This window comes from Wolbachia endosymbiont of Howardula sp., assembly GCF_025021925.1.
Classification (GTDB): Bacteria; Pseudomonadota; Alphaproteobacteria; order Rickettsiales; family Anaplasmataceae; genus Wolbachia.
This window is the reverse complement of sequence record NZ_CP092368.1, coordinates 263,236-285,244: the sequence shown is the minus strand read 5'-3', so window position 1 is coordinate 285,244 and position 22,009 is coordinate 263,236. Positions and strand designations below refer to the sequence as shown.

Sequence of the window (22,009 nt, the reverse complement as noted above, 5' to 3'; positions counted from 1 at the left end):
GATAGCATATGTCCAAAATTAAAGACACAATATTAAAGTGTTAACTAATCCAATTATTTTTTTCTTGATTCAATTTATCATTTAATATTGCATCTCTTATCGAGTGCATCAAATGATTGATAAAGAAGATATTATGCATGGTGATAAGAGAGTATGATAATAATTCTTTTGCTTTTAGCAAATGATGTATGTATGCCCTTGAATGCTTTCTACATGTAAAACACAAGCAATCATCTTCAATTGGATTATTATCTAATATAAATTGATGATTATATAAATTAATATAATCTCTATTTTTAGAAGATAGAGAATGTCTGTTTTTCACTTTAATGAGTGCACCACCATGTCGTGCTAATCTCGTAGGATATACACAATCAAATGTGTCAATTCCAATACTTACACCGTAAAAAATGTCTGATATCTGACCAATACCTAATAAATGAGTAGGTCTATTACGTTGTACACATTCCATAGTAAAAGCAGTAATACTATACATTTGATCTTTATTTTGACCAAGTGATCCTCCTATTGCTTGACCAAAAAATGGTAAACTTCTGATAAAATCACAACTGATTCTTCGTAAATCTCGGTATATTCCTCCTTGAATAATACCATATAGCGCTTGTGTACCATGATCATTTTTTTCAAACTCATTTAGAGAGCGTTGTGCCCAGCGAGTACTCATTAACATTGAGTGTTCTGTATATTCTTTACTTGTATTAAATGGAGTACATTCATCCAATACTAAAATTAAGTCTGCACCTAATATTTGCTGTATTTGAATTGATTTTTCAGGAGTCAGACAATAGATTTGACCATTAATATAAGAGCGAAAAATGACACCTTGTTCATTGATTTTAATCATAGTAATACGATTTTTCTTGATACCTTTTATTTCTTCTGAAACTGATCCATATCCCAAACTAAATATTTGGTACCCACCTGAATCAGTTAAAATTGGTCCCTCCCATCCCATCATCTTATGTAATCCTCCAAGTTTAGATAAGATTGTCTCTCCAGGTTGAAGCATAAGATGATAAGTATTAGAAAGTATGATTTGAGTGCCTAATTCTTTTACTCTCTCTATATCTAAAGATTTGATTGTCGCTTTTGTGGCACAAAATATAAATGCTGGTGTATGTATATTACCATGTGGAGTGTGTAGCACACCTACTCGTGCATTGCATGATTGTTTAATGATGCTAAATGTAAATTCTCTTATCATGTACTTTGTATCAGTTTGATTATAATATCTCTAATTTTATTAGATGTTAATTTTTCATAAAAATCTTTGTTAATTTGAATAACAGGTGCTTGAATACAAGCTCCAAGACATTCCACTTCTTTTAAAGTAAAAAGATTATCTTTAGTAGTTTCTCCTATACTAATGCCCAATTGATTATTTACAGTATTGATAATGTTTTGACTATTACATAACCAACAGGGTGTTGTTGTACACACCTGTATTAAATATTTCCCTACTGGTTGTAAATGATACATTGTGTAAAAACTTGCTACTTCATATACACGTATATACGGAATATGTAATATGTTAGCAATATAGCGCATAGAAGGTTCGGTAATCCACCCTAATTGTTCTTGTACTAGATGCAGTAATTGCATTACAGCACTACCTTCTCTACCTTTAGGATAAATTGAGATACATTTTTTGACCTTTTTAAGATTATGTGATGTAAAAATAAATTGTGTGTGATCTTTGCTCATGTTTAAGTGTGATTTTTACTATAAAGTATATATTATATACTGAACTGCTACTAAAATTCATAATATATTCTAGCATAGACTAACAAAAAATCTGTTTGAATAGTAGTGAGCACAGATCGTTTTTATCATCTATATTGTTAATCCAGAATATCTGTATACTGATAGTGATTGATTTTATATTATAAATTGATTATCCTAATCTTGTTAGGTGAGGTAAGTAGCTGCTGTTATACTCCCAAGAGTATAGCAGAGGAAAGTCCGGACTCCAAGGAAAAATAGTGACGGGTAATACCCGCCGTAGAGAACTACAGTTATAGGGCTACAGAAAATAACCGCCTCTATTGTATAGAGGTAAGGTTGAAAAGGTGCGGTAAGAGCGCACCATAATAATGGCAACATTATTAGTTGAGTAACCAGCACTAGGAGCAAGATTAAATAAGAGTAGGTTGTATATTTTCCTTATATCTACTCGGGTAAATCGCATGAAGCAAATGGTAAGATTTGCTCTAGATAAATAGCTACATAAACAGAATGCGGCTTATACCTCACCTAGAGATTAATAATCTATAGAGATTATTCTCTGTGATGATTATTTATACTATAAATTATTTTACACATCTTATTAAGATCATAGAATATCTAGCAATGCTCTTATTACATACAATTGAATCATCGAAATAATTTTAGAAGCATTTTATATATGTGATCAAGCGCATAAATTTTGTTTTATAATTAAGATATTGTGAATAGTTCATCGAGTATCGCGTAATAGATAAACATGATGTGTAATATTTAATAATACTATGATTGTGCTTTATCGTTAAATGAAATATTACTAATTTAAAAAAATGCAATGCATCAAGATAATATTGCTAGTTCGCTACTAATATAGCGACTCATATTATGAAAACTAGTGAATATCTCTAAATATGTATAGTAGAACCTTTCATATGACAAATGAACTGAATATTTATTATTATTTTGTGATTTTAAAATTAATATATATTATTAAAAGATGAAATAAGAAGATATATTAGAAGTATCAACTATTTATATTATGCTTATAATATAAATCTAGATATTAATTAGGAGAAGGATTGTATAGGAATGAATTGTGACAATATCAGTTTTAGGTGCTGGTACATGGGGTACAGCAATAGCATTATCATTAAGTCACCAGCAAAAAATTATATTATGGACTCGCAATCAAGATACATTTGACTTAATAAACTTTCAAAGAAAAAGTAATAAATTTGCTCATTGTAGAATCCCTAATAATATTGTTGCTAGCATCTCTATTGAAGATGTGATTAATACTACTGTAATTATAATAGCTGTTCCCACTCAATGTTTAAGAGAGATATGTCATCAATTGAATAATCATAATATAAAGCAACAAGTAGTGATAATATTAACTTGTAAAGGCATAGAGCAGGATACATTAAAACTACCCAGTGAAATAGTAAATGAGATATTACCTAATAATCCTATCGCTATTTTTTCAGGTCCTAGTTTTGCAATAGAAGTTGTAAAAAAATTACCATATTCAATGGTATTAGCCTCTATAGATGACATATTACTTACCTCTCTAGCATCACAATTGCAACAAAAAAATCTTGCATTATTTCTGACTAGCGATGTAGTAGGTATACAAATATGTGCAGCGCTCAAGAATGTCTTTGCTATAGCATGTGGTATCATTTTGGGTAGAAATTTAGGATCTAATACTCATGCATTACTTATTACAAAAAGTATGAGTGAGATAATGAATTTATATATTGCAAAAATAGGGAAGCTTAACATAGACACGCTAATGGGACCAGCATGTCTAGGTGATCTCATGATAACATGTACATCTTTAAATTCAAGAAATCTCTTCTTTGGAATGCAAATAGGCAAGAGTAAAAATGACTTTGAAGTTCAGAAGATTATATCAGAAAGAAAGTTACTAATTGAAGGTTTTAGTACTGCTAAATCCGCATACAATTTATCAAAACAATTACAAATAAAGATTCCTATATGTGAAGCAATCTATAGATTGTTATATAAAAATTATATTATCAATGATATTCTTGAAATTCTAATAAATTAATATACTGGTGACTTTTTGTGAAATGTATATATAAATTAATATCCACATGGTGGTTATATGGTACTATAAAATATATTCCAGGGACCATGGGTAGTATTGCTGCTTTTCCCATTGTACCCATTATTATTAGTAATAAAATTTTAGGCTATATCATTATTATCTTTTTATTTATTATTGGATTATGGTCTACAACATATTATATAAAATATTATCATACTGGTAGTGATCCACAAGAAATCGTCATTGATGAAGTAGTAGGTCAGTTATTTACAGTATTTTTAGTCTCTATTATCTTAAATCAAGATCGACTCTCGTATTCTATATTATTGTTGTGTTTTCTGTCTTTTAGGTTTTTTGATATAATTAAACCTTGGCCTATTAGTATTATAGATAAGGAAACTAGATATCCAATATGTATCATGTTGGATGATATACTAGCTGGATGTTTTGCATGTCTTGTGACAGTAATCTTATATTATCTAGTATGATTATATATCAAATAAAAACTATTATTTTATATCATTAATACTAAAATAACATTTTATCTGATATTTGAAATTATTATCCCCATTTATAGTGAAATATATATATAAGTATCTTCTCATAGAATAAAATTACTGTATTAATTGAATATCTCATTTTAACTGCTCTTCAAGAAGATATATATTTGGAGATCTATTAAAATAAAGAACATGTTATTGAAATTCATTTATCAATTACTGCATACTCTATATATATGAAAAATTTCTTAAAGATAAATATTTTTATCAAGCGATACATCCCATAATAGGGATAATTTTAAATGATATATGTCAAATATTGAAGACAAAGAATATGTTCATAATATTTAAGTAGCGAGATAAAAAATAAAATTATATTACCAAAGAATTAGATATTACTCAGAAATTTCCTCTCATAAAATTCAGTTTAGTAAATCATAAAAAAAAAGAGTATAATGATAGAGTATAGTGATCTTTAAAATATACAACGAAACTGTGATGATTATTTATCTATATCAATGAGTAGAATTCATAGAATGATCTTGATTCAAATTAAAATATCAAACATTTAAATACAATATTCTTGTTCTATAATACTTGCTACATTTAATATTCCTGCTTCATCATAATAATTACCAATGACTTGCAAAGCAAGTGGCAAACATTCTTGAGAAAAGCCAACAGGAATAGAAATAGCAGGGACACCTGCTAAGCTTGCTGGTGCAGTAAAGACATCATTAATACACATAATTAGAGGATCTGGTGTTTCATTTAATCCAAATGCTTCTGTTGGTGCAGATGGTACAAGAATATAATCTATATGCTCAAATGCTTTTATAAAATCATTTCTGATTAATGTTCTGACACACTGTGCTTTTTCATAATATTCATTATAATGACCTGAAGAAAGTGCATAAGCACCAATTAAAATTCTCCTTTTTACCTCTTTCCCAAAGCCTTCTGCTCTTGTTAATGAATACATTTCTTCAACATGATCAGCATTTACTCTTAGTCCATAACGCACTCCATCATAACGTGCAAGATTTGATGAAGCCTCAGCAGAGCATATCAAATAATATACTGGAATCGCATATTTAGTATGCGGTAGATTAATTTCAATGATTTCAGCACCTTGTGCTTGTAAAGCATAAGATACTCTCTCCCAATGATACATGATATCCTTTGAAATACCATCCATTTTATATTCTTTTGGAATGCCAATACGCTTATTCTTAATATCATTATTAATGAGTTTAGAAAACTTTGGTATAGCTTTTCTACTGGATGTAGAATCTTTTTTATCATATCCACAAATTGTTTCTAACATTAATGCAGAGTCAGCAACAGAACGAGTAATTACTCCGGCTTGATCTAAAGAACTTGCAAATGAAATCATACCAAAGCGAGAACATCTACCATATGTTGGTTTTATACCTATGACTCCACAATATGCTGCTGGCTGTCGTACAGAACCACCAGTATCACTTCCTAACGCTCCAGCACATAAAAATCCAGCAACAGCTGCAGCAGAGCCTCCAGAAGAGCCTCCAGGTACAACCTTTTGTGCATCACTTTTTCTAATCCAGACATTTTTAACAGAACCAAAATAACTACTTGTATTTGCAGAACCCATAGCAAACTCATCCATATTTAGTTTCCCCATACAAGCTACTCCACTCTTTAAGAGTAAGTACGATACAGTAGATTCATATGTGGGAATAAAATTTTCTAACATTTTAGAACACGCAGTTGTCTTAATCCCTTTCGTGCAAAATAAATCCTTTATACCAATTGGTATACCCATTAATGGTGAAATAAGATCATCAGATCTCTTAAAAAAATGTTCATCTGCAGCTTTAGCAGCTTTTATTGCTATTTCTGGAGTTTTTGTCACAAAGGCATTTAATTCTTCACATTCAATCGCTTCAATATGCGCCTCTATAAGTTCAAGAGAAGAAAAATCTCTCTTTTTAAGCCCATGATGCATTTGTGTAATGCTTAGAGTTCTTAATTCATTCATTAGTTTTTTAACTCTTTATCAAAAAGATTAATTGTAGTATTCATACAATAAATATCTAGTTCTTTAGTATTTTTAGACCTGTATATATATTGTAATATTAATTTAATATATGATATTAATAAGGATTACAATAAAGCCTCTTTAATAGATGTATTATTTTTATATATCATTTACTTTGATGTCCCTCTTAAGATTAAGATTATTGTGTATTTATGCCATATATCTTGTATATATTATGCTCGAAAAGCTCTGATAATTCTTTCTGTGATATTTGCTATGCATATTTTATATCTATAATCTTATACAATATTAAAAATCAATTAGATTGACATAAAGAGCATTATTATTGATAAAATCTCGTCTGGGATCTACTTTATCACCCATTAATATTGAGAATATCTCATTCGCTTCTTCATAATCTTGTATTTTGACTTGTAGTAAAGTTCTAGTATCAGGATTCAATGTAGTATCCCATAGTTGATCATTATTCATCTCTCCAAGTCCTTTGAATCTCTGTAAAACTAATCCCCTTTTACCATATTCTATGATTGTTGAAACAAATTCACAAGGAGAAGTCACTTTTATCTTATTTTCCTTTGCTTGTAAAAATGTTTTACCATTAAATATATTGTCTAACTCATCAAGAAGAATGAGAATATTTTGAATATCTTGATGTTCTATCATTATAAGAGGAAATATATACTTATCTGCAAGTCCCTGAAATAACTTAGAAATATGGATTGCTGTTTTATCATATGTGATATCTACTTCCCAAGTATACATGCTGTATGTTAATGTAAAATATTCTAAGATATCATTAGATTTGAGAACAGAATTCTGTTTTATGAGGATTAATAGTGATTCTAGAATATTCTGTGGAATCTCTCTATTATAGAGTTTACTAAGATTGGAGATTTTTTCACATATATTATAAATATATCGTATGTCATTACAAGATGAGGAGATAGAACTGACAGTTAATCTTTTTACTGCTGCATTGATGATATAGTCTACAAGCATAGCATCATCTTTAATATAAGTATCTTTAGAATTTTTTGTCACTTTATAGAGTGGTGGTTGTGCTATATATAAATATCCCTTATCAATGATCTCACGCATATATCTAAAAAAAAAGGTCAAAATCAAAGTTCTAATATGTGATCCATCAACATCTGCATCTGTCATAATAACAATCTTATGATATCTGACTTTTTCAATATTAAAATTTTCAATACCTATTCCAGTACCAATTGCAGTAATTAATGAACAAATCTCTACAGATGAAAAGATACGATCTAAGCTTGCACGTTCAACATTTAAAATTTTCCCTTTTAACGCAAGGACTGCTTGTGTTTTTCTATTGCGCCCTTGTTTTGCAGATCCACCTGCTGAATTACCTTCTACTATAAATAATTCTGACAATTCTGGAGATTTTTCTTCACAGTCAGCAAGTTTTCCTGGTAGAGTAATGATATTATCAATACCACTTTTGGTTTTGATCATCTCACGTGCTTTTCTAGCAGCCTCTCTACCTTTTGCAGCATTTATTACTCTATCTAATATACTTTCTGCTAATTTTGGATTAGTTTCTAATATTGTACCAAATTTATCTGATATGATATTTTCTACTACTGTACGTCCCTCAGCACTGACTAATTTATCTTTTGTTTGTGAAGAAAATTTAGGATCTGGCATTTTAAGAGATAAAACACATGTTAGACCTTCTCTAATATCTTCTCCAGTTAAATTAATCTTTGCTTTTTTTAAAAAACCTTCGTGTATAGCATAGTTATTAATACATCTAGTAAGAGAGGATCTTAGTCCTGAGAGATGAGTACCACCATCTTGCTGTTTGATATTGTTTGTAAAACATAAGACATGTTCATAATAAGAATCATTCCAAGCCATTGACACTTCTAAAGTGATGCCTAAATTTTCTACATATCCTTCCATACTGACAATTTTAGTGACAATATTTTTATTTTTATCCAAATGTCTGATGAAATTTGATGTACCATAATGATCTTGAGAGTCATCATGATAATTGAAATAAGATTCTTTAGATGGCTTAGCGCTCAAATCTCGTAAAGTTATCTTAATCTTTGCATTCAAAAATGCTAATTCTCTGATACGATTTTCAAGAACTGAATAACTAAAATCAATATTATTAAAAATCTGAACTGATGGCATAAATGTTATCTTAGTGCCTCTCTTAGGAATATTATCTTTAATCACTTTTAAAGGTTCAATTGCGTTACCATTGTTAAAAGTGATAAAATATTCTTTTTTATTACGCCATATAGTGAGTTCTAGCCAACTTGATAATGCGTTGACAACTGAAATACCTACTCCATGTAATCCTCCAGATACTTTATAGGTATTATGATCAAATTTACTACCTGCATGCAGTTGCGTCAGAATAACTTCCGCTGCTGATATTCCTTCTTCTTCAAAAAGATCAGTAGGAATTCCACGACCATTATCAGTGACAGATACTGATCCATTCTCATTAATACTAATATCAATTTTATCACAATGACCTTCTAAAGATTCATCTATTGCGTTATCAATAGCCTCATATACCATCTGATGTAAGCCTGATCCATCATTAGTATCACCAATGTACATACCTGGACGCTTTCTTACAGCCTCAAGACCCCTTAATATTTTAATTGAATTAGCATTATAACTAGTTTCCATAAGAACTTTTTATTGTAATGTTTTTTTTTAACACTTGTTTATACTACCAATTATCACACATTAAGTAATTGCAATTGCATTATTATCACTTAATTTTTATACTGCATTTCTAATATATCAGAATATCAGACTCAGGATAGAAAGAACAGAAAAAAATTATTAATTACAAGATAAATTTAAAAATCAAATACTAAACCAGCCTCAATACTATGAGTAGATATTGCACCTGCAATAGGCATTGGAATATTAAAGAATCGATATCCAAAACAGGTTCTTAGGGTTGGTAAAATAGAATAATTTATGCCACACTTTAATTGATATACAAATAAAGACAGATCTATAGATATTGAATTATGTGATAGTGGTGTCAATGTTTGCAATCTAAAAACTGTTGGACCTATACCAAAACCTACATATGGAGTAAATCTTGTATCTTGAACGTGAGGATTATAGTAAATATTTGTTAAAAGTGCTAACATAGTTAATGAATGATCAATACTAGAAGTAATATCATGACTATTACGAATAGTAATTTCAGAGTACATTGCTTCTAAATCAAGACGTGTATTGTCTCCTATTTTCACACCAACAGCAATATTATTAAGCCAATAAAAATCAATGTGACCATTAAAGTGAAGTATTTTATTAATTTCTCCTGTTATCATCTTTTTGAGCATCACATGAATATATTGATCTTCATCTATCCATCCTAAGATTTTTTCTCTTATTGATGTTATGCATCTTATGAATTTTTCTGGAGTATCCTGATATACTTTGCTACGGTACATACTAATGTAAAAATCAGATTTTTTTGTCTTTTCTGATATATCGGGTTGATGAGTAATCTGTGACCATGCATTCTTCTGATTAGATAAACAGGATAATTTATGAGCTAGACTATTTACTTGTGTCAAGTCTTTGAGATTTTCAGTAAATGCTTGTTTTTTTCTTATGAGATTCTGACTAGCTAATTGCTCATGAGAATCTATATTATGTATAGGCAAATCTATTAACATATATGCAAAACATTTATTACTCACTACGAAGGTAATAAACAAACAGATGCATAGCATGACAATATTTAGGTAAATGTATCTTTTGGTGTTCACAAAGAAATTCATCTTAAAATGTATAATTCCATTATCATAATTTTATATATTAAAGACTAGGATAAAATCTTCCCAATTAAATAATTGTTTTCTACTCTTTGGATTTTTACTTGCACAAGGCTTTTCACTTGAGCATTAGACTCAAGTCTTATTAATGCAAAGTTTTCTGCTCTACCAAGAGCATTATGTTCAACTATCACTTGCTGTTTAGTACCAATCAAAGATTTATAAAAATTAGCGATCATTTCTTGATTTATGTTTATTAAATAACGTACTCTTTCTTTGCGAATGCTGTCTGATATTTGTGGCATACGTGAAGCAGGAGTGTTTTTGTTTTGTGAAAATGGAAAAGTATGTAAATATACTGTATTAATCTCTTTCAGCAGAGTGACAGTATCTTGAAACATTTCATGTGTCTCTGTCGGAAAGCCAACAATCACATCAGCACCAAATGCTATATTAGGTCTCAGAACTTTTAATTTATTACAAAACTCTATTACTTGCTCTCTATTATGACGACGTTTCATTCTTTTTAAGATTAAATTATTACCAGATTGTAGGCTTAAATGTAAATGAGGCATAAGTCTTGGCTCACATGCTATGATATCTACTAATTCATTATCAATTTCAGAAATATCAAGAGATGAAAGTCTCAATCTTGCTAGTTCTGGTATTGTCTTTAAAACCTTTTTAATAAGCACACCAAGTGATGGGATACCAAAGATATCTGTTCCAAAATCTGTAATATCAACACCTGTAAATACTATTTCCTGATATCCATTTGTAATAAAAGCCTTAATTTGTTCTATGATACTACTGATTGATACAGATCTGTTATTGCCTCTTGCGTGAGTAATTGAACAAAATGTACATTCATGATTACATCCATTTTGAACTTCAATAAACGCTCTTGATTTATTTTGATACTGATATAAAAGAATAGGAGCTGTCTTCCTTACTGTATTATTATCACTAACAATAATTTTATTACGATCTAGTAAGTAATTTTCAGGTTGCAATTTATCTTGATTACCTAATACTCTACTGACACCAGGTATATTACTATATCCTTCTGGATCTAGTTGTACGGCACAGCCTGCAACTATAATATCCTTATTTGGATTATCCTTATGAATTTTACGTATTTTTTGTTTTACTTGTCTCTCTGCTGCATTTGTAACAGCACAGCTGTGTACTATCACAACATTTCTTCTATTTGTTGTTTTCAGTGCTTGTCTTATTAATTCACTTTCATAAAAGTTAAGACGACATCCAAATGTTATGATTTCATTCATTACAGAATTTTACTTTAGTAGATATATAATCCTGATACTCTATACATACTTTCTACATAAAATACTAGAAAATGTAGTTTGTAGTGCAAAATAAATATCTATATGTTATTTTTCACTACTGAGCTATAATATTTATAGATCTCAAATATTAGGTAGTAATATGATAGCACAACAAGTGGTAATAATTGATACAGAAATACGTGAAGTCACAAAGAAAAAAGCTATTTTCTCTCTTAGAAAGAGAGGTAAAATACCAGGTATTATATATGGAAAAGGGTACCAAAATATTAATCTTACGATTTGTACAAAAGAATTTATCAAATACTGTAAATCTGGAGCTCTCTCTACACATGTAGTGATCTTGAATATTTTAGATAAAGAGGTATATGCCCTTGTGCGTCATATTCAAAGACATGTTATATTCGATACGATACAACATGTCGATTTTCAATTTATTGATAAAAAAAATGATATAAAAATTAATATTCCTCTGTCATTTATAAATGATAATAAATCTCCAGGTATCAGATTAGGAGGAGTATTAAATATATTATATCGTAGTCTGACTATAAAATGCGCGCTTGATAATATACCTAAAACTATAGAGATTGATTTATCTGGTAAAACTATTGGGCAATCTATATATCTCTCTGACTTAAAATTACCAGAAGGTATTAAATATGCATCTTCTGAAAAGATAAATTTTACTATTGCAAGAATTTCTTCTATTAACAGTAGAAGCGAAGAGCTTGCAATAGAGACAGGGGGAGCAGCATAATGCAAGAAGTATCAGAATGCAACTCATAGTTGGATTAGGTAATCCCGGTATAAAATATCAGAATACATATCATAATATCGGATTCCTCATCATAGGAGAGATCTGTAAGTATTGGGCATTTGCTCCCTTTCATAAAAAGGAAGATTATCTCATAACATATGGTCATATTAATGAATTTTCAGTACTATTACTACAGCCTTATTCATTTATGAATAACTCTGGTACTCCAATTTCAAAAGTCATAAACCACTATCCAATCTTATTGGATGATATGATTGTAATACATGATGATATTGACCTAGAAATTGGAAGAATAAAAGTAAAAAAAGGTGGCAGTACAGCTGGACATAATGGACTCAAATCTATTGATCAAGCTATTGGATCAAATTATTTGAGAATAAGATTTGGTGTGAGCAGACCAAAAGATCATATGAGTGTTTCAGAATACGTATTATCACAATTTTCAAATCTTGATAATATGACTGATTTAATAGGGAAAATATCAAAGTATATATACTTAATGCTTCAAGGAAGAAATATAGAATTCATAAATTCAGTGAAATAATTTTGCAAGTGATTTTTTTAAAATAAATTGGAGATAATCATCTCGTTTCTTCAATATAATAGTAATACTCCATAATTTCCCATAATATATAAAAACACATTTGAATAAAATTAATATTATTATTCAAAGAGAATAATATTTAAAAAAACTTATATCAGTAAATCTGAAATAAATGAGCATGATAGGGATGAACAAATAAAAGCAGACATCTTATTATATTAGTATAAGAATCATAATATGATTAGTGCACTGTTTGAGATTATATTCGAAAATATAGTCTAGAAAATCAAAAATTAGTAGAAAGAGTAAAGTGATTTATAAGAAGTAAATTTTGATTGTTATACAATCCTTATATTTACACATAAAGCAAATCCTTAAAACAATCTGCTATTGAATCTTTGCTGGAACCAATAGTATACAAACTGTAGCATTAATTCTAAAATGATTGAGAATTGTAAAATGCACAAACTATACTTTTATGTCTTTTTTTGCTTGATAATAATAGCATATTAAATGCTGATATTGAGAGTAGTGATTGTTCTAATATCAGATTTGTGAATTTGGATTTTATGGATGTAAAACGATTCTCAGTTACATGAAATAATGCAATAATTTAATATTAGTCATGTAACAGCATTAAAAAATGAACATAACATGCTATATTCACTATATACAATACTTTATATATTACTTAATCATAGTTTGTACAAACAGTAAGATACTGCATGAAAATTATTAATTTACAAAATATATGTTCTAATATTATTAATCACTGATGCTACTAATAGAGTAAAAATATAAATCTTCACAGTATAATATAGCATGAGATATGATATAATGTACAACAAGAATCTTTTGATTATTCTATCATAGATATTATTAATAATGAAATAATAGAATTGATAGTAAAGCATTAATGCATATTATGCATAATGTTTGAGTTGATTGCAATAAAGAGTCTATCATAGATGATTCTCTACAAATTGCGTGATGATCCATAAGATTAGGAGAAAAAAACGTTGACATCAATGATGTAATTTCCTAATTTATCTAAATGAAAGCATAAAATATTTTTATAAAAGCATTCAGGTTCTATATGTGAGAAGCATTTTTTTTAAAACATCATATATGGGGATTGATTATTATAAAAAATTCCTGTCAGTACCAGTTAGACTATCTTATGTGCATGTTGTATACATAATTTTTATATCCTGATCATCAATCATTGATACTCTCATGTTAGAAGTAAACATTATAAATGCAAAATGGTATAGTATCCTTAAGTCCCCTAAAAAATTTATATCACAAATTATGAATATTGCGATGCAAGAATTAAGAATAATACAATATCAATGTAATATATCAATAGCATTAGCTGATGATCAATTTTTACGTGCTTTAAATTTTAAATTTAGGGGAAATGATAATCCTACTAATGTCTTGTCATTTCCTCATCAGACATTATCACATAAGTGTGATTTAGGAGATATAGCTATTTCAATAGATACAATACAAAAAGAATCATCTAAATTTTTTATACCTATAATATACCATATTGAGCATATGTTATTACATGGATTACTACATTTACTTGGATATTCTCACGAACAAGAAGATAAAGCAGAAATCATGAAAAATTTGGAAAATCAAATTCTTACTTTACTCATGTAAAAAACAAAAGATATAGTTGATATTATAAAATATGTTATTTAAAATACATCACTATCACACTTCAATAATCATAAAGGAAAACCACATATGGTACAAATTTCTCTTCCCAAGAATGCCGTAATTAACACTCAAGGTAAGCGATATCCTGTTCCAAAAGGAGTAAATATAAGAAAAATTCAAATCTATAGATGGTCTCCTAATGATAATAACAATCCTAGAATAGATACTTTTTTTATTGATATGAATAGTTGTGGAGTAATGATACTTGATATTTTAATCAAAATAAAGAATGAAATAGACTCTACTCTCACTTTTAGACGATCTTGTAGAGAGGGAATATGTGGATCTTGTGCCATGAATATAGATGGTATCAATACTCTTGCATGTGTCAAATCTATACAAGATATCAAAGGTACAGTAAGAATTTTTCCATTACCTCATATGTATATAATAAAAGATCTAGTATCGGATATGAGTAAATTTTATCAGCAATATAAATCAATTAAACCATGGTTACACACAAATAAATCTGTTGTAATAAATAAAGAACATGCTCAACTTCCTCATGAGAGAAAGGCGTTAGATGGTCTATCTGATTGTATCTTATGTGCATGTTGCTCAACATCATGTCCAAGTTATTGGTGGAATAGTGATCAGTTTTTAGGACCTGCAATATTGTTACAAGCATATAGATGGATTATGGATAGTCGTGATACTAATACTCGTAAAAGACTTAATGCATTAAATGATTCTTTTAAATTGTATCGCTGTCATACAATTATGAATTGTACACAAGCTTGTCCAAAAGGATTAAATCCTGCAAAAGCAATAGTAAACATTAAACGGTTGATTCTAGAATGCAATTTCTAATATGTGATATATTCTTATAAGATGAATAGGCGATATAATATATAGAGACACTTAATGTATATATCAATCGTTTCTTATAATAGAGATGCCAGTAACATTTTGCATCAATTCATCTTTAGTTAAAGTATAAGCACTATTTTCCCAACAATTCCTAAGATAATTCAATGTCCTTCCTAAATTTTCTCCTGGATCATAACCTATACTAATCAAATCAGATCCAGATAAGGGAAATTTTGGAATAGTAAATGTATTAGCAAATGAAATGAATTGCTCAACATCTTCTCCAGACTCTATACTATAAATGAGTGCTAAGTCGCAATATAATGCTTTACTAAACAAAGATATGTATCTTTCCTGTTCTCTCTCTGAGATTCCTCTTATAAAATTATTGGAGAGTAGAAATAATAATTTTTTCTTTTCTTTATTCGAAAGTCGTAATAATTTACTGACATGTTCTCCAAGGTCTAATCTGTGCTTTTTAGCAGTTCTTAATATCAATGCTAATTTTACTAGTACGTCAGTATTCACAAGACGTTTAGATAGTAAAATATCGCATTGTACTTCCATTGGAATGATTTTTTGTAGAATTTCTGATTCTTGCATTAGCTTAAGTGTAGGAGCAGGATTAACACATCGTAATAATTGAAATATTTCCTCTCTAATTCTTTCTCCAGAGAGATAGTCAATATGATGTGAATATTTTTTACATGTACTCAGTATATCATGACTTAATTTGCCTAAGCATAGTTTCGCATGAAAACGAAAAGCTCTCAAAATACGTAAATAATCTTCTTGAATTCTATCTTCTGGTCTACCTATAAAGTGTAACTTTCTGTTTTTTAAGTCTTGTATTCCATCAAAGTAATCATAAATCTTACCTGACATATCTGCATATAAAGCATTAAATGTAAAATCCCGTCGCGAAGCATCAGCTTGCCAATTATCAGTAAATTTTACTTTAGCATATCTACCGTAACACTGAGTGTCATATCTGAGTGTTGTAATTTCAAAGGATTGTTTATCTAGAATTGCAGTGATAGTCCCATGATGTAAACCAGTAAGAATAGTCTTAATATTATATTTTTTTAATGCTTCTACTGTATATTCTGGTAGAAGATTAGTAGCTAAATCAATATCATGATTGACACAACCTAATAATGCATCTCTTACACATCCACCAACAAGCCTAGCAATTCCTCCATATTCTTCGATTGCAGAAAATATTAAATGAGACGATTCTCTTATACATTGCATGAGCTTGATATTTTCATGATAATGAACACTATACTATATAACACTAAGAAGACTTGCAACTCTGTTGAGATAATATTACTATTTTGAAAATAAAATTTTTCTTTTGTTGTTATTCTATTTAATAAAATCAACAAGATAATAGAATTATCTTTAGATATTTCTTAAATTCATTAGTCACTACTGTATATATTAGATATTACATTTATATGATACGAGCTAAGTATTATTCTGATGATATCATCAATTATTTTAATATATACAGTGCGTAAAATAATATATAGCAACATTCTATAAATCTCGATATTATAAGTGATATTACATAACAACATATGAATTTGAGCTTTGGTATAGTAGGATTGCCTAATATAGGTAAATCTACATTATTTAATGCATTGACTCGTTCTAGTATCGCTGAATCTGCTAATTATCCTTTTTGTACTATAGAGCCAAATATTGGGCAAGTATCTATGATAGATGATCGTTTACACAAAATTGCATCTATTGTTTCATCTCAGAATATAATTATGGTCCAGCTCTTAGCTGTAGATATTGCAGGATTGATAAAAGGAGCAAATCAGGGAGAAGGATTAGGAAATAAATTCCTGCACAATATTAGAGAAGTAGATGTGATTGTACATGTACTGCGATGTTTTAGTAATGAAGAAATTAGTCATGTCCATAATGTCATTAATCCAGTATTAGATGCAGAAATAGTGAATATGGAATTAATACTTGCTGATATTAATACACTAGAAAAAAAATTATTTCATTTAAAAAAGCATGTGAGAGATAACAATCAAGAACAAAACAGTCAGATTGATTTAATATATGAGATTTTAGTAATCTTGCAGTCAGGAAAACCTGCTAGACTCTTTAAGAAACATGATATAACAGGATTACAATTATTGACAACAAAACCTATGATATATATCTGTAATGTAGAAGATACATATATGATTAATGGCAATGTTTTATCTAAAAGTGTTATGTATATGGCGCAACAACATAATAGTCAGGTTTGTTGTATTTCAGTAAAACTTGAAGACGAAATTTCTCGTCTTGAGACTTCAGAGGAACAAAAACATTTCTTATCAGAATTTGGATTAGAAGAATCAGCTTTGAATAAAATGACACGTATTTTATATGATATCATGGGAATGATCACTTGCTTCACTGTAGGACCTAAAGAAGCGCGTGCATGGCCAGTAAAAAGAGGATCTAAAGCTGATCAAGTTGCAGGTCTGATTCATACTGATTTTAAAACAGGATTTATAAAAGCAGAAACAATTAGTTTAATAGATTTTATTCAATATAGAGGCCAAGCAGCTTGTAAGCAAGCTGGCAAAGTGAGATTGGAAGGTAGAGATTATATTGTACAAGATGGTGATATCATGCATTTTAGATTCAATATATAATAGAATCTATACTTCATGTTATACCTGTTCACAAGACTGGACTTTATTAATACAACCATACTGTTTTTTTATTTTCTTATAATTCTTATATATATTCTTATAAGATGATTAAAGAAAAAAGCATATCTCATAAGAATGCTATTACCATAATGATTCCAAAAATATCGAGTGGTAATATGTGACAAGATGCAGATTTTTTAAATCAAAAAGACACTGAGATGATGCAATACAGTATCAATGAGGATGATTAAATAGGATAAGTAAAACATTACAGCTAAACATGATGTACTGTCTGTAGTCTCACTACCTTATTAGGCGATATAATGATAGAGTGCGTTGAAGTATGATTTTTATATAATTGCACTCCTTCTAACAGTTCTCCACTTGTAATACCAGTGGCAATAAATACTGATTCACCTCTTACCATATCCTGTAAAGAGTAGATTTTGTCTAATTCATGGATATGAAAATCATGTGCTCTTTTTTTTGCTTCTTCTGTATTAAATATTAATCTTCCTTCCATCTGTCCACCCATAGAACGTAGTACAGAAGCTGCAAGTACACCTTCTGGTGCTCCACCTATACCAATATACATATCGTGATGATCGTGTATTAATGAAATGATTGCAGTAATATCTCCATCATCTATTAATTTAACTTTTGCTGATAATTTACTAATTTTTTTTATTAATTTAATATGTCTCTTGCGTTTTAAAATGGCAATCTTTAGATCACTCACCTGGCAGTTTTTTACTTGAGATAAATTCTCTAGATTCTTTCGAATGCTATTTTTAAGTGATACTATACCATATGGTAAATATTTACCTATAGCTATTTTTTCCATATAAATATCAGGAGCATGTAAAAAATTTCCTTGTTTTGTTGCAGCAAGTACGGACATGGCTCCTTGTTTATAATATGCACACATTGTAGTACCTTCAAGAGGATCAACAGCAATATCAAGACTAGGACCAATACCAGTGCCAACCTTTTCTCCAATATATAGCATGGGTGCTTTATCTCTTTCTCCTTCACCAATTACAATGATACCATTAATTTCTAGAGTCTGTAACGCTGTGCGCATTGCATCAACAGCAGCTTGATCTGCTTTTTTCTCGTCACATAAACCACATAATTTGTATGCAGCAATAGCAGCAAATTGCGTAACTTGTACAAGATGATACCCTAAGAATTCCATTCTATTATTACAGAATAAATTGATTAATATCTCATAATTTATCTTATACTAGCAATGATTGCAAGGAATCATAAGATTTGAATACATCATTCTTCACATATCAAAAATAATTTTACATATATAATGAAATTGATGTATACTAATACATATATCTCTTCGAAGATAGAGATTTAATAAAATGAATTAATATCTCTTTGTTGAGTATTTAATTTAGCTAATACTAATTTTGCAATTGGTAATCTATATGGAGAACAGGAAATATAATCTATTCCTAAGTGACTGAAGAATTCTATTGATTTTGGATCTGCACCATGTTCTCCACATATACCAAATTTCATATTTATATTATTTTCTCTACCTTTATAAATCGCAATTTTGATTAATTCCCCTACACCTTCAATATCAAGTACTTCAAATGGATCATGTTCTAATACATTTCTTTTTTTATATAAATCTATAAAATGACATGCATCATCTCTAGATAATCCAAGAGTTGTTTGCGTTAAGTCATTAGTACCAAAACTAAAAAACTCTACGTGTTTTGCTAACTTATCAGCAATTAGTGCTGCACGTGGTAACTCTATCATAGTACCAATTATGTATTGTATATCAAAATTTTTAGCTTCTTGTTTAATCATTTGACATATTAAAATCAACTCTTTCTCATTCATTACAAACGGTACCATAATTTCTGGAACAATTGATAGTTTTGTTATTTCTATTATTTCTTCTGCAGCACTAAAAATTGCTCTAATTTGCATACTATATATTTCAGGATAAGAGACTGCTAGTCTGCAGCCTCTATGACCAAGCATAGGATTCTTTTCTGACAGTTGTATTATTTTGCTTTTTATTGATTCAACAGATTTATTAAGTGATCTAGCAATTCTCTCTATAGAGGATTGATTATTAGGTAAAAATTCATGTAATGGGGGATCAAGAAGGCGTATTGTAACTCTTTGATTTTTCATTATAGAGAAAATTTCTTTAAAATCAGATTTTTGTATTTTTTCTAATTGACTTAGTATACTGCATCTTTCATGTGCACTATCTGCTATAATCAATTTTTGAATCAGATCAATTCTATCATGAGCAAAAAACATATGCTCTGTTCTACATAGTCCTATACCTTCTGCACCAAATGCTTTAGCAGTATGAATCTCTTGTGGAGTATCAGCATTTGCTTTAACTTCAATTTTTTTTATTTCATCTGTCCAATTTATTATTGTATTAAATTCTTGCGATACTGTAGGTAGGATAGTAGGTAATAATCCTAGCATGACTTCTCCAGTTCCTCCATTAATAGTAATTGGATCTCCTTTATTTACTTTAGTATTTCCTATAAAACAAAAATCACCATTTTGATCAATATACATATCACTCACACTACAAATACATGGTTTTCCCATTCCTCTTGTTACAACAGCTGCGTGTGAGGTCATACCTCCTCTTGTCGTTATAATACCACTTGCAGTGTGCATGCTATTAATATCTTCAGTACTTGTTTCTGATCTAACTAATATGATTTTTTGATCCTGTAAGATAGCTTGTTCTACATCATTTATATTAAATAATGCATATCCAGATGCAACTCCTGGAGAAGCTGGTAACCCCATTCCTATTACTCTTTGCGCTTTCTGCACATCCAATACAGGATGTAATAGACTAACAAAAGCTTTTATATCAACTTTTGCTATTCCTTCTTCTTTTGTAATAATTTTCTCGTTCACCATATCTACTATTATGCGAATCGCAGCTTCAGTGGAACGTTTACCAGATCTAGTTTGTAAAATCCATAATTTACTGTCTTGTACAGTAAATTCAATATCTTGCATATCTTTATAGTGGGCTTCAAGAGAGTGACATATCAGACATAACTCTTGATAGATCATTGGCATTAATTGTGCCATACAATTAGATTGATGACCTAAAATTGGCATAGGGGTATATATCCCAGACACTATATCTGATCCTTGAGCATTCATTAAGAATTCTCCAAAGAGTCTGTTCTCTCCATTTGAAGGATTGCGTGTAAATATTACACCAGTTGCTGATTGATCATTTAGATTGCCAAAAACCATTGCTTGAATATTAACAGCAGTACCTAATGTATCAGGAATACTATGTATCTTTCTATAAGCAATAGCTCTATTATTATTCCAAGATTTAAATACTGCATTGATAGAGTTGAATAATTGATCTAAGACATTTTGTGGAAAATGTATTTTAGTAGAGATGTATATTATCTTTTTAAACTCACGGATTATTTTTTTTAAAATATAAATGTCAAGATCAGATAAATTCTGTACTCTACTTTTTTGTTGTTCATGATCAATGATATTTTGAAATAAATGATTATCAAGATTCAATACTACATTAGCATACATATTAATAAATCTACAATAACTATCATAAGCAAAACGCTCACCATGCGTTCTTGCCATTCCAATAACAGTTTGATCATTTAAACCAACATTTAGCACAGTATCCATCATACCAGGCATTGAGTGAATACTTCCAGAACGTATGGATACTAATAATGGATTACTTTCATCTCCAAATTGACATTCCATTTCATCTTCTAGAGTGAGAATACTATTTTTAATTTCATTATATATATTACGAGATAATGCTTCTTGCCAATTACTCATACAAGAGATTGTAAAACCAGGAGGTACGGGTATGCCCAGATTACACATTTCTGCTAAGTGTGCACCTTTTGAGCCTAATAGATGCTTCATGCTTGCACTACCTTCGCATTTGTTTTTACTAAAGTGATATATTAATTTATTTGCCATTTTTTTATCACTATATTTA

General features: G+C 29.4%; 16 protein-coding genes and 1 other RNA gene. 8 read left to right on the top strand and 9 right to left on the bottom strand.

What is annotated here, in order from left to right; translation table 11 throughout:
- Window positions 1-40: 40 nt before the first annotated feature.
- Together tgt and nuoE are read right to left on the bottom strand one after the other, a co-directional pair.
- Window positions 41-1,225: a tRNA guanosine(34) transglycosylase Tgt gene (gene tgt, locus MC061_RS01365; RefSeq protein ID WP_259535402.1), complete on the bottom strand. Its 1,185-nt coding sequence runs from the start codon at window positions 1,223-1,225 to the stop codon at window positions 41-43.
- Window positions 1,222-1,725, bottom strand: a complete 504-nt coding sequence (gene nuoE / locus MC061_RS01360; protein WP_259535400.1) for an NADH-quinone oxidoreductase subunit NuoE — start codon at window positions 1,723-1,725, stop codon at window positions 1,222-1,224. Before nuoE ends, tgt begins: the two co-directional genes overlap by 4 nt.
- Before the next feature lie 205 nt (window positions 1,726-1,930).
- Between nuoE and rnpB the strand changes: the two genes are divergently transcribed.
- The 3 genes from rnpB (at window position 1,931) to MC061_RS01345 (ending at window position 4,305) form a co-directional block, all read left to right on the top strand.
- Window positions 1,931-2,281: RNase P RNA component class A (gene rnpB, locus MC061_RS01355), an RNA gene on the top strand.
- Window positions 2,282-2,839: 558 nt separating this feature from the next.
- On the top strand, window positions 2,840-3,817 hold the full coding sequence (locus tag MC061_RS01350) for an NAD(P)H-dependent glycerol-3-phosphate dehydrogenase (RefSeq protein ID WP_259535398.1): 978 nt from the start codon (window positions 2,840-2,842) through the stop codon (window positions 3,815-3,817).
- A 17-nt stretch (window positions 3,818-3,834) separates the two neighbouring features.
- Window positions 3,835-4,305, top strand: coding sequence for a phosphatidylglycerophosphatase A family protein (locus MC061_RS01345; protein WP_259535396.1), 471 nt, complete (start codon window positions 3,835-3,837; stop codon window positions 4,303-4,305).
- A 580-nt stretch (window positions 4,306-4,885) separates the two neighbouring features.
- Here MC061_RS01345 and gatA read toward each other — a convergent pair.
- The 4 genes from gatA to mtaB form a co-directional block, all read right to left on the bottom strand.
- Window positions 4,886-6,337 carry an Asp-tRNA(Asn)/Glu-tRNA(Gln) amidotransferase subunit GatA gene (gene gatA / locus MC061_RS01340; RefSeq protein ID WP_259535394.1) on the bottom strand — a complete coding sequence of 484 codons (1,452 nt, stop codon included), beginning with the start codon at window positions 6,335-6,337 and terminating at the stop codon, window positions 4,886-4,888.
- A 309-nt stretch (window positions 6,338-6,646) separates the two neighbouring features.
- Window positions 6,647-9,037, bottom strand: coding sequence for a DNA topoisomerase (ATP-hydrolyzing) subunit B (gene gyrB, locus MC061_RS01335; protein WP_259536199.1), 2,391 nt, complete (start codon window positions 9,035-9,037; stop codon window positions 6,647-6,649).
- 176 nt (window positions 9,038-9,213) lie between these two features.
- Window positions 9,214-10,053 carry an outer membrane protein gene (locus tag MC061_RS01330; RefSeq protein WP_259536197.1) on the bottom strand — a complete coding sequence of 280 codons (840 nt, stop codon included), beginning with the start codon at window positions 10,051-10,053 and terminating at the stop codon, window positions 9,214-9,216.
- Window positions 10,054-10,202: 149 nt separating this feature from the next.
- The gene (gene mtaB, locus MC061_RS01325) at window positions 10,203-11,441 is read right to left on the bottom strand and encodes a tRNA (N(6)-L-threonylcarbamoyladenosine(37)-C(2))-methylthiotransferase MtaB (RefSeq protein WP_259536195.1); all 1,239 of its coding nucleotides are present in this window, start codon (window positions 11,439-11,441) and stop codon (window positions 10,203-10,205) included.
- Window positions 11,442-11,601: 160 nt separating this feature from the next.
- On the opposite strand from mtaB, the gene MC061_RS01320 reads away from it, so the two are divergent.
- From MC061_RS01320 to sdhB, 4 genes are all read left to right on the top strand, one after another.
- Window positions 11,602-12,219: a 50S ribosomal protein L25/general stress protein Ctc gene (locus tag MC061_RS01320; RefSeq protein ID WP_259536193.1), complete on the top strand. Its 618-nt coding sequence runs from the start codon at window positions 11,602-11,604 to the stop codon at window positions 12,217-12,219.
- A gap of 16 nt (window positions 12,220-12,235) precedes the next feature.
- Window positions 12,236-12,784, top strand: coding sequence for an aminoacyl-tRNA hydrolase (gene pth / locus MC061_RS01315; protein WP_259536192.1), 549 nt, complete (start codon window positions 12,236-12,238; stop codon window positions 12,782-12,784).
- Window positions 12,785-14,020: 1,236 nt separating this feature from the next.
- Window positions 14,021-14,455: an rRNA maturation RNase YbeY gene (ybeY, locus tag MC061_RS01310; protein WP_259536191.1), complete on the top strand. Its 435-nt coding sequence runs from the start codon at window positions 14,021-14,023 to the stop codon at window positions 14,453-14,455.
- An 87-nt stretch (window positions 14,456-14,542) separates the two neighbouring features.
- Window positions 14,543-15,325: a succinate dehydrogenase iron-sulfur subunit gene (gene sdhB / locus MC061_RS01305; protein WP_259536190.1), complete on the top strand. Its 783-nt coding sequence runs from the start codon at window positions 14,543-14,545 to the stop codon at window positions 15,323-15,325.
- A 63-nt stretch (window positions 15,326-15,388) separates the two neighbouring features.
- Here the strand turns inward: sdhB and MC061_RS01300 are convergent, their stop codons facing one another.
- Window positions 15,389-16,579 (bottom strand): CCA tRNA nucleotidyltransferase, encoded by a 1,191-nt coding sequence (locus MC061_RS01300; RefSeq protein WP_259536189.1) that lies wholly within the window; start codon window positions 16,577-16,579, stop codon window positions 15,389-15,391.
- A 329-nt stretch (window positions 16,580-16,908) separates the two neighbouring features.
- Between MC061_RS01300 and ychF the strand changes: the two genes are divergently transcribed.
- A complete protein-coding gene (gene ychF / locus MC061_RS01295; protein WP_259536188.1) occupies window positions 16,909-17,994 on the top strand; it encodes a redox-regulated ATPase YchF in 1,086 nt (361 codons plus the stop codon).
- 274 nt (window positions 17,995-18,268) lie between these two features.
- Here ychF and glpX read toward each other — a convergent pair whose 3' ends face one another.
- Window positions 18,269-19,192, bottom strand: coding sequence for a class II fructose-bisphosphatase (gene glpX / locus MC061_RS01290; protein WP_259536187.1), 924 nt, complete (start codon window positions 19,190-19,192; stop codon window positions 18,269-18,271).
- A gap of 170 nt (window positions 19,193-19,362) precedes the next feature.
- Entirely contained in the window at window positions 19,363-21,990 is a 2,628-nt protein-coding gene (gene ppdK, locus MC061_RS01285; RefSeq protein WP_259536186.1) for a pyruvate, phosphate dikinase, read from the bottom strand.
- Between the last annotated feature and the right edge of the window lie 19 nt (window positions 21,991-22,009).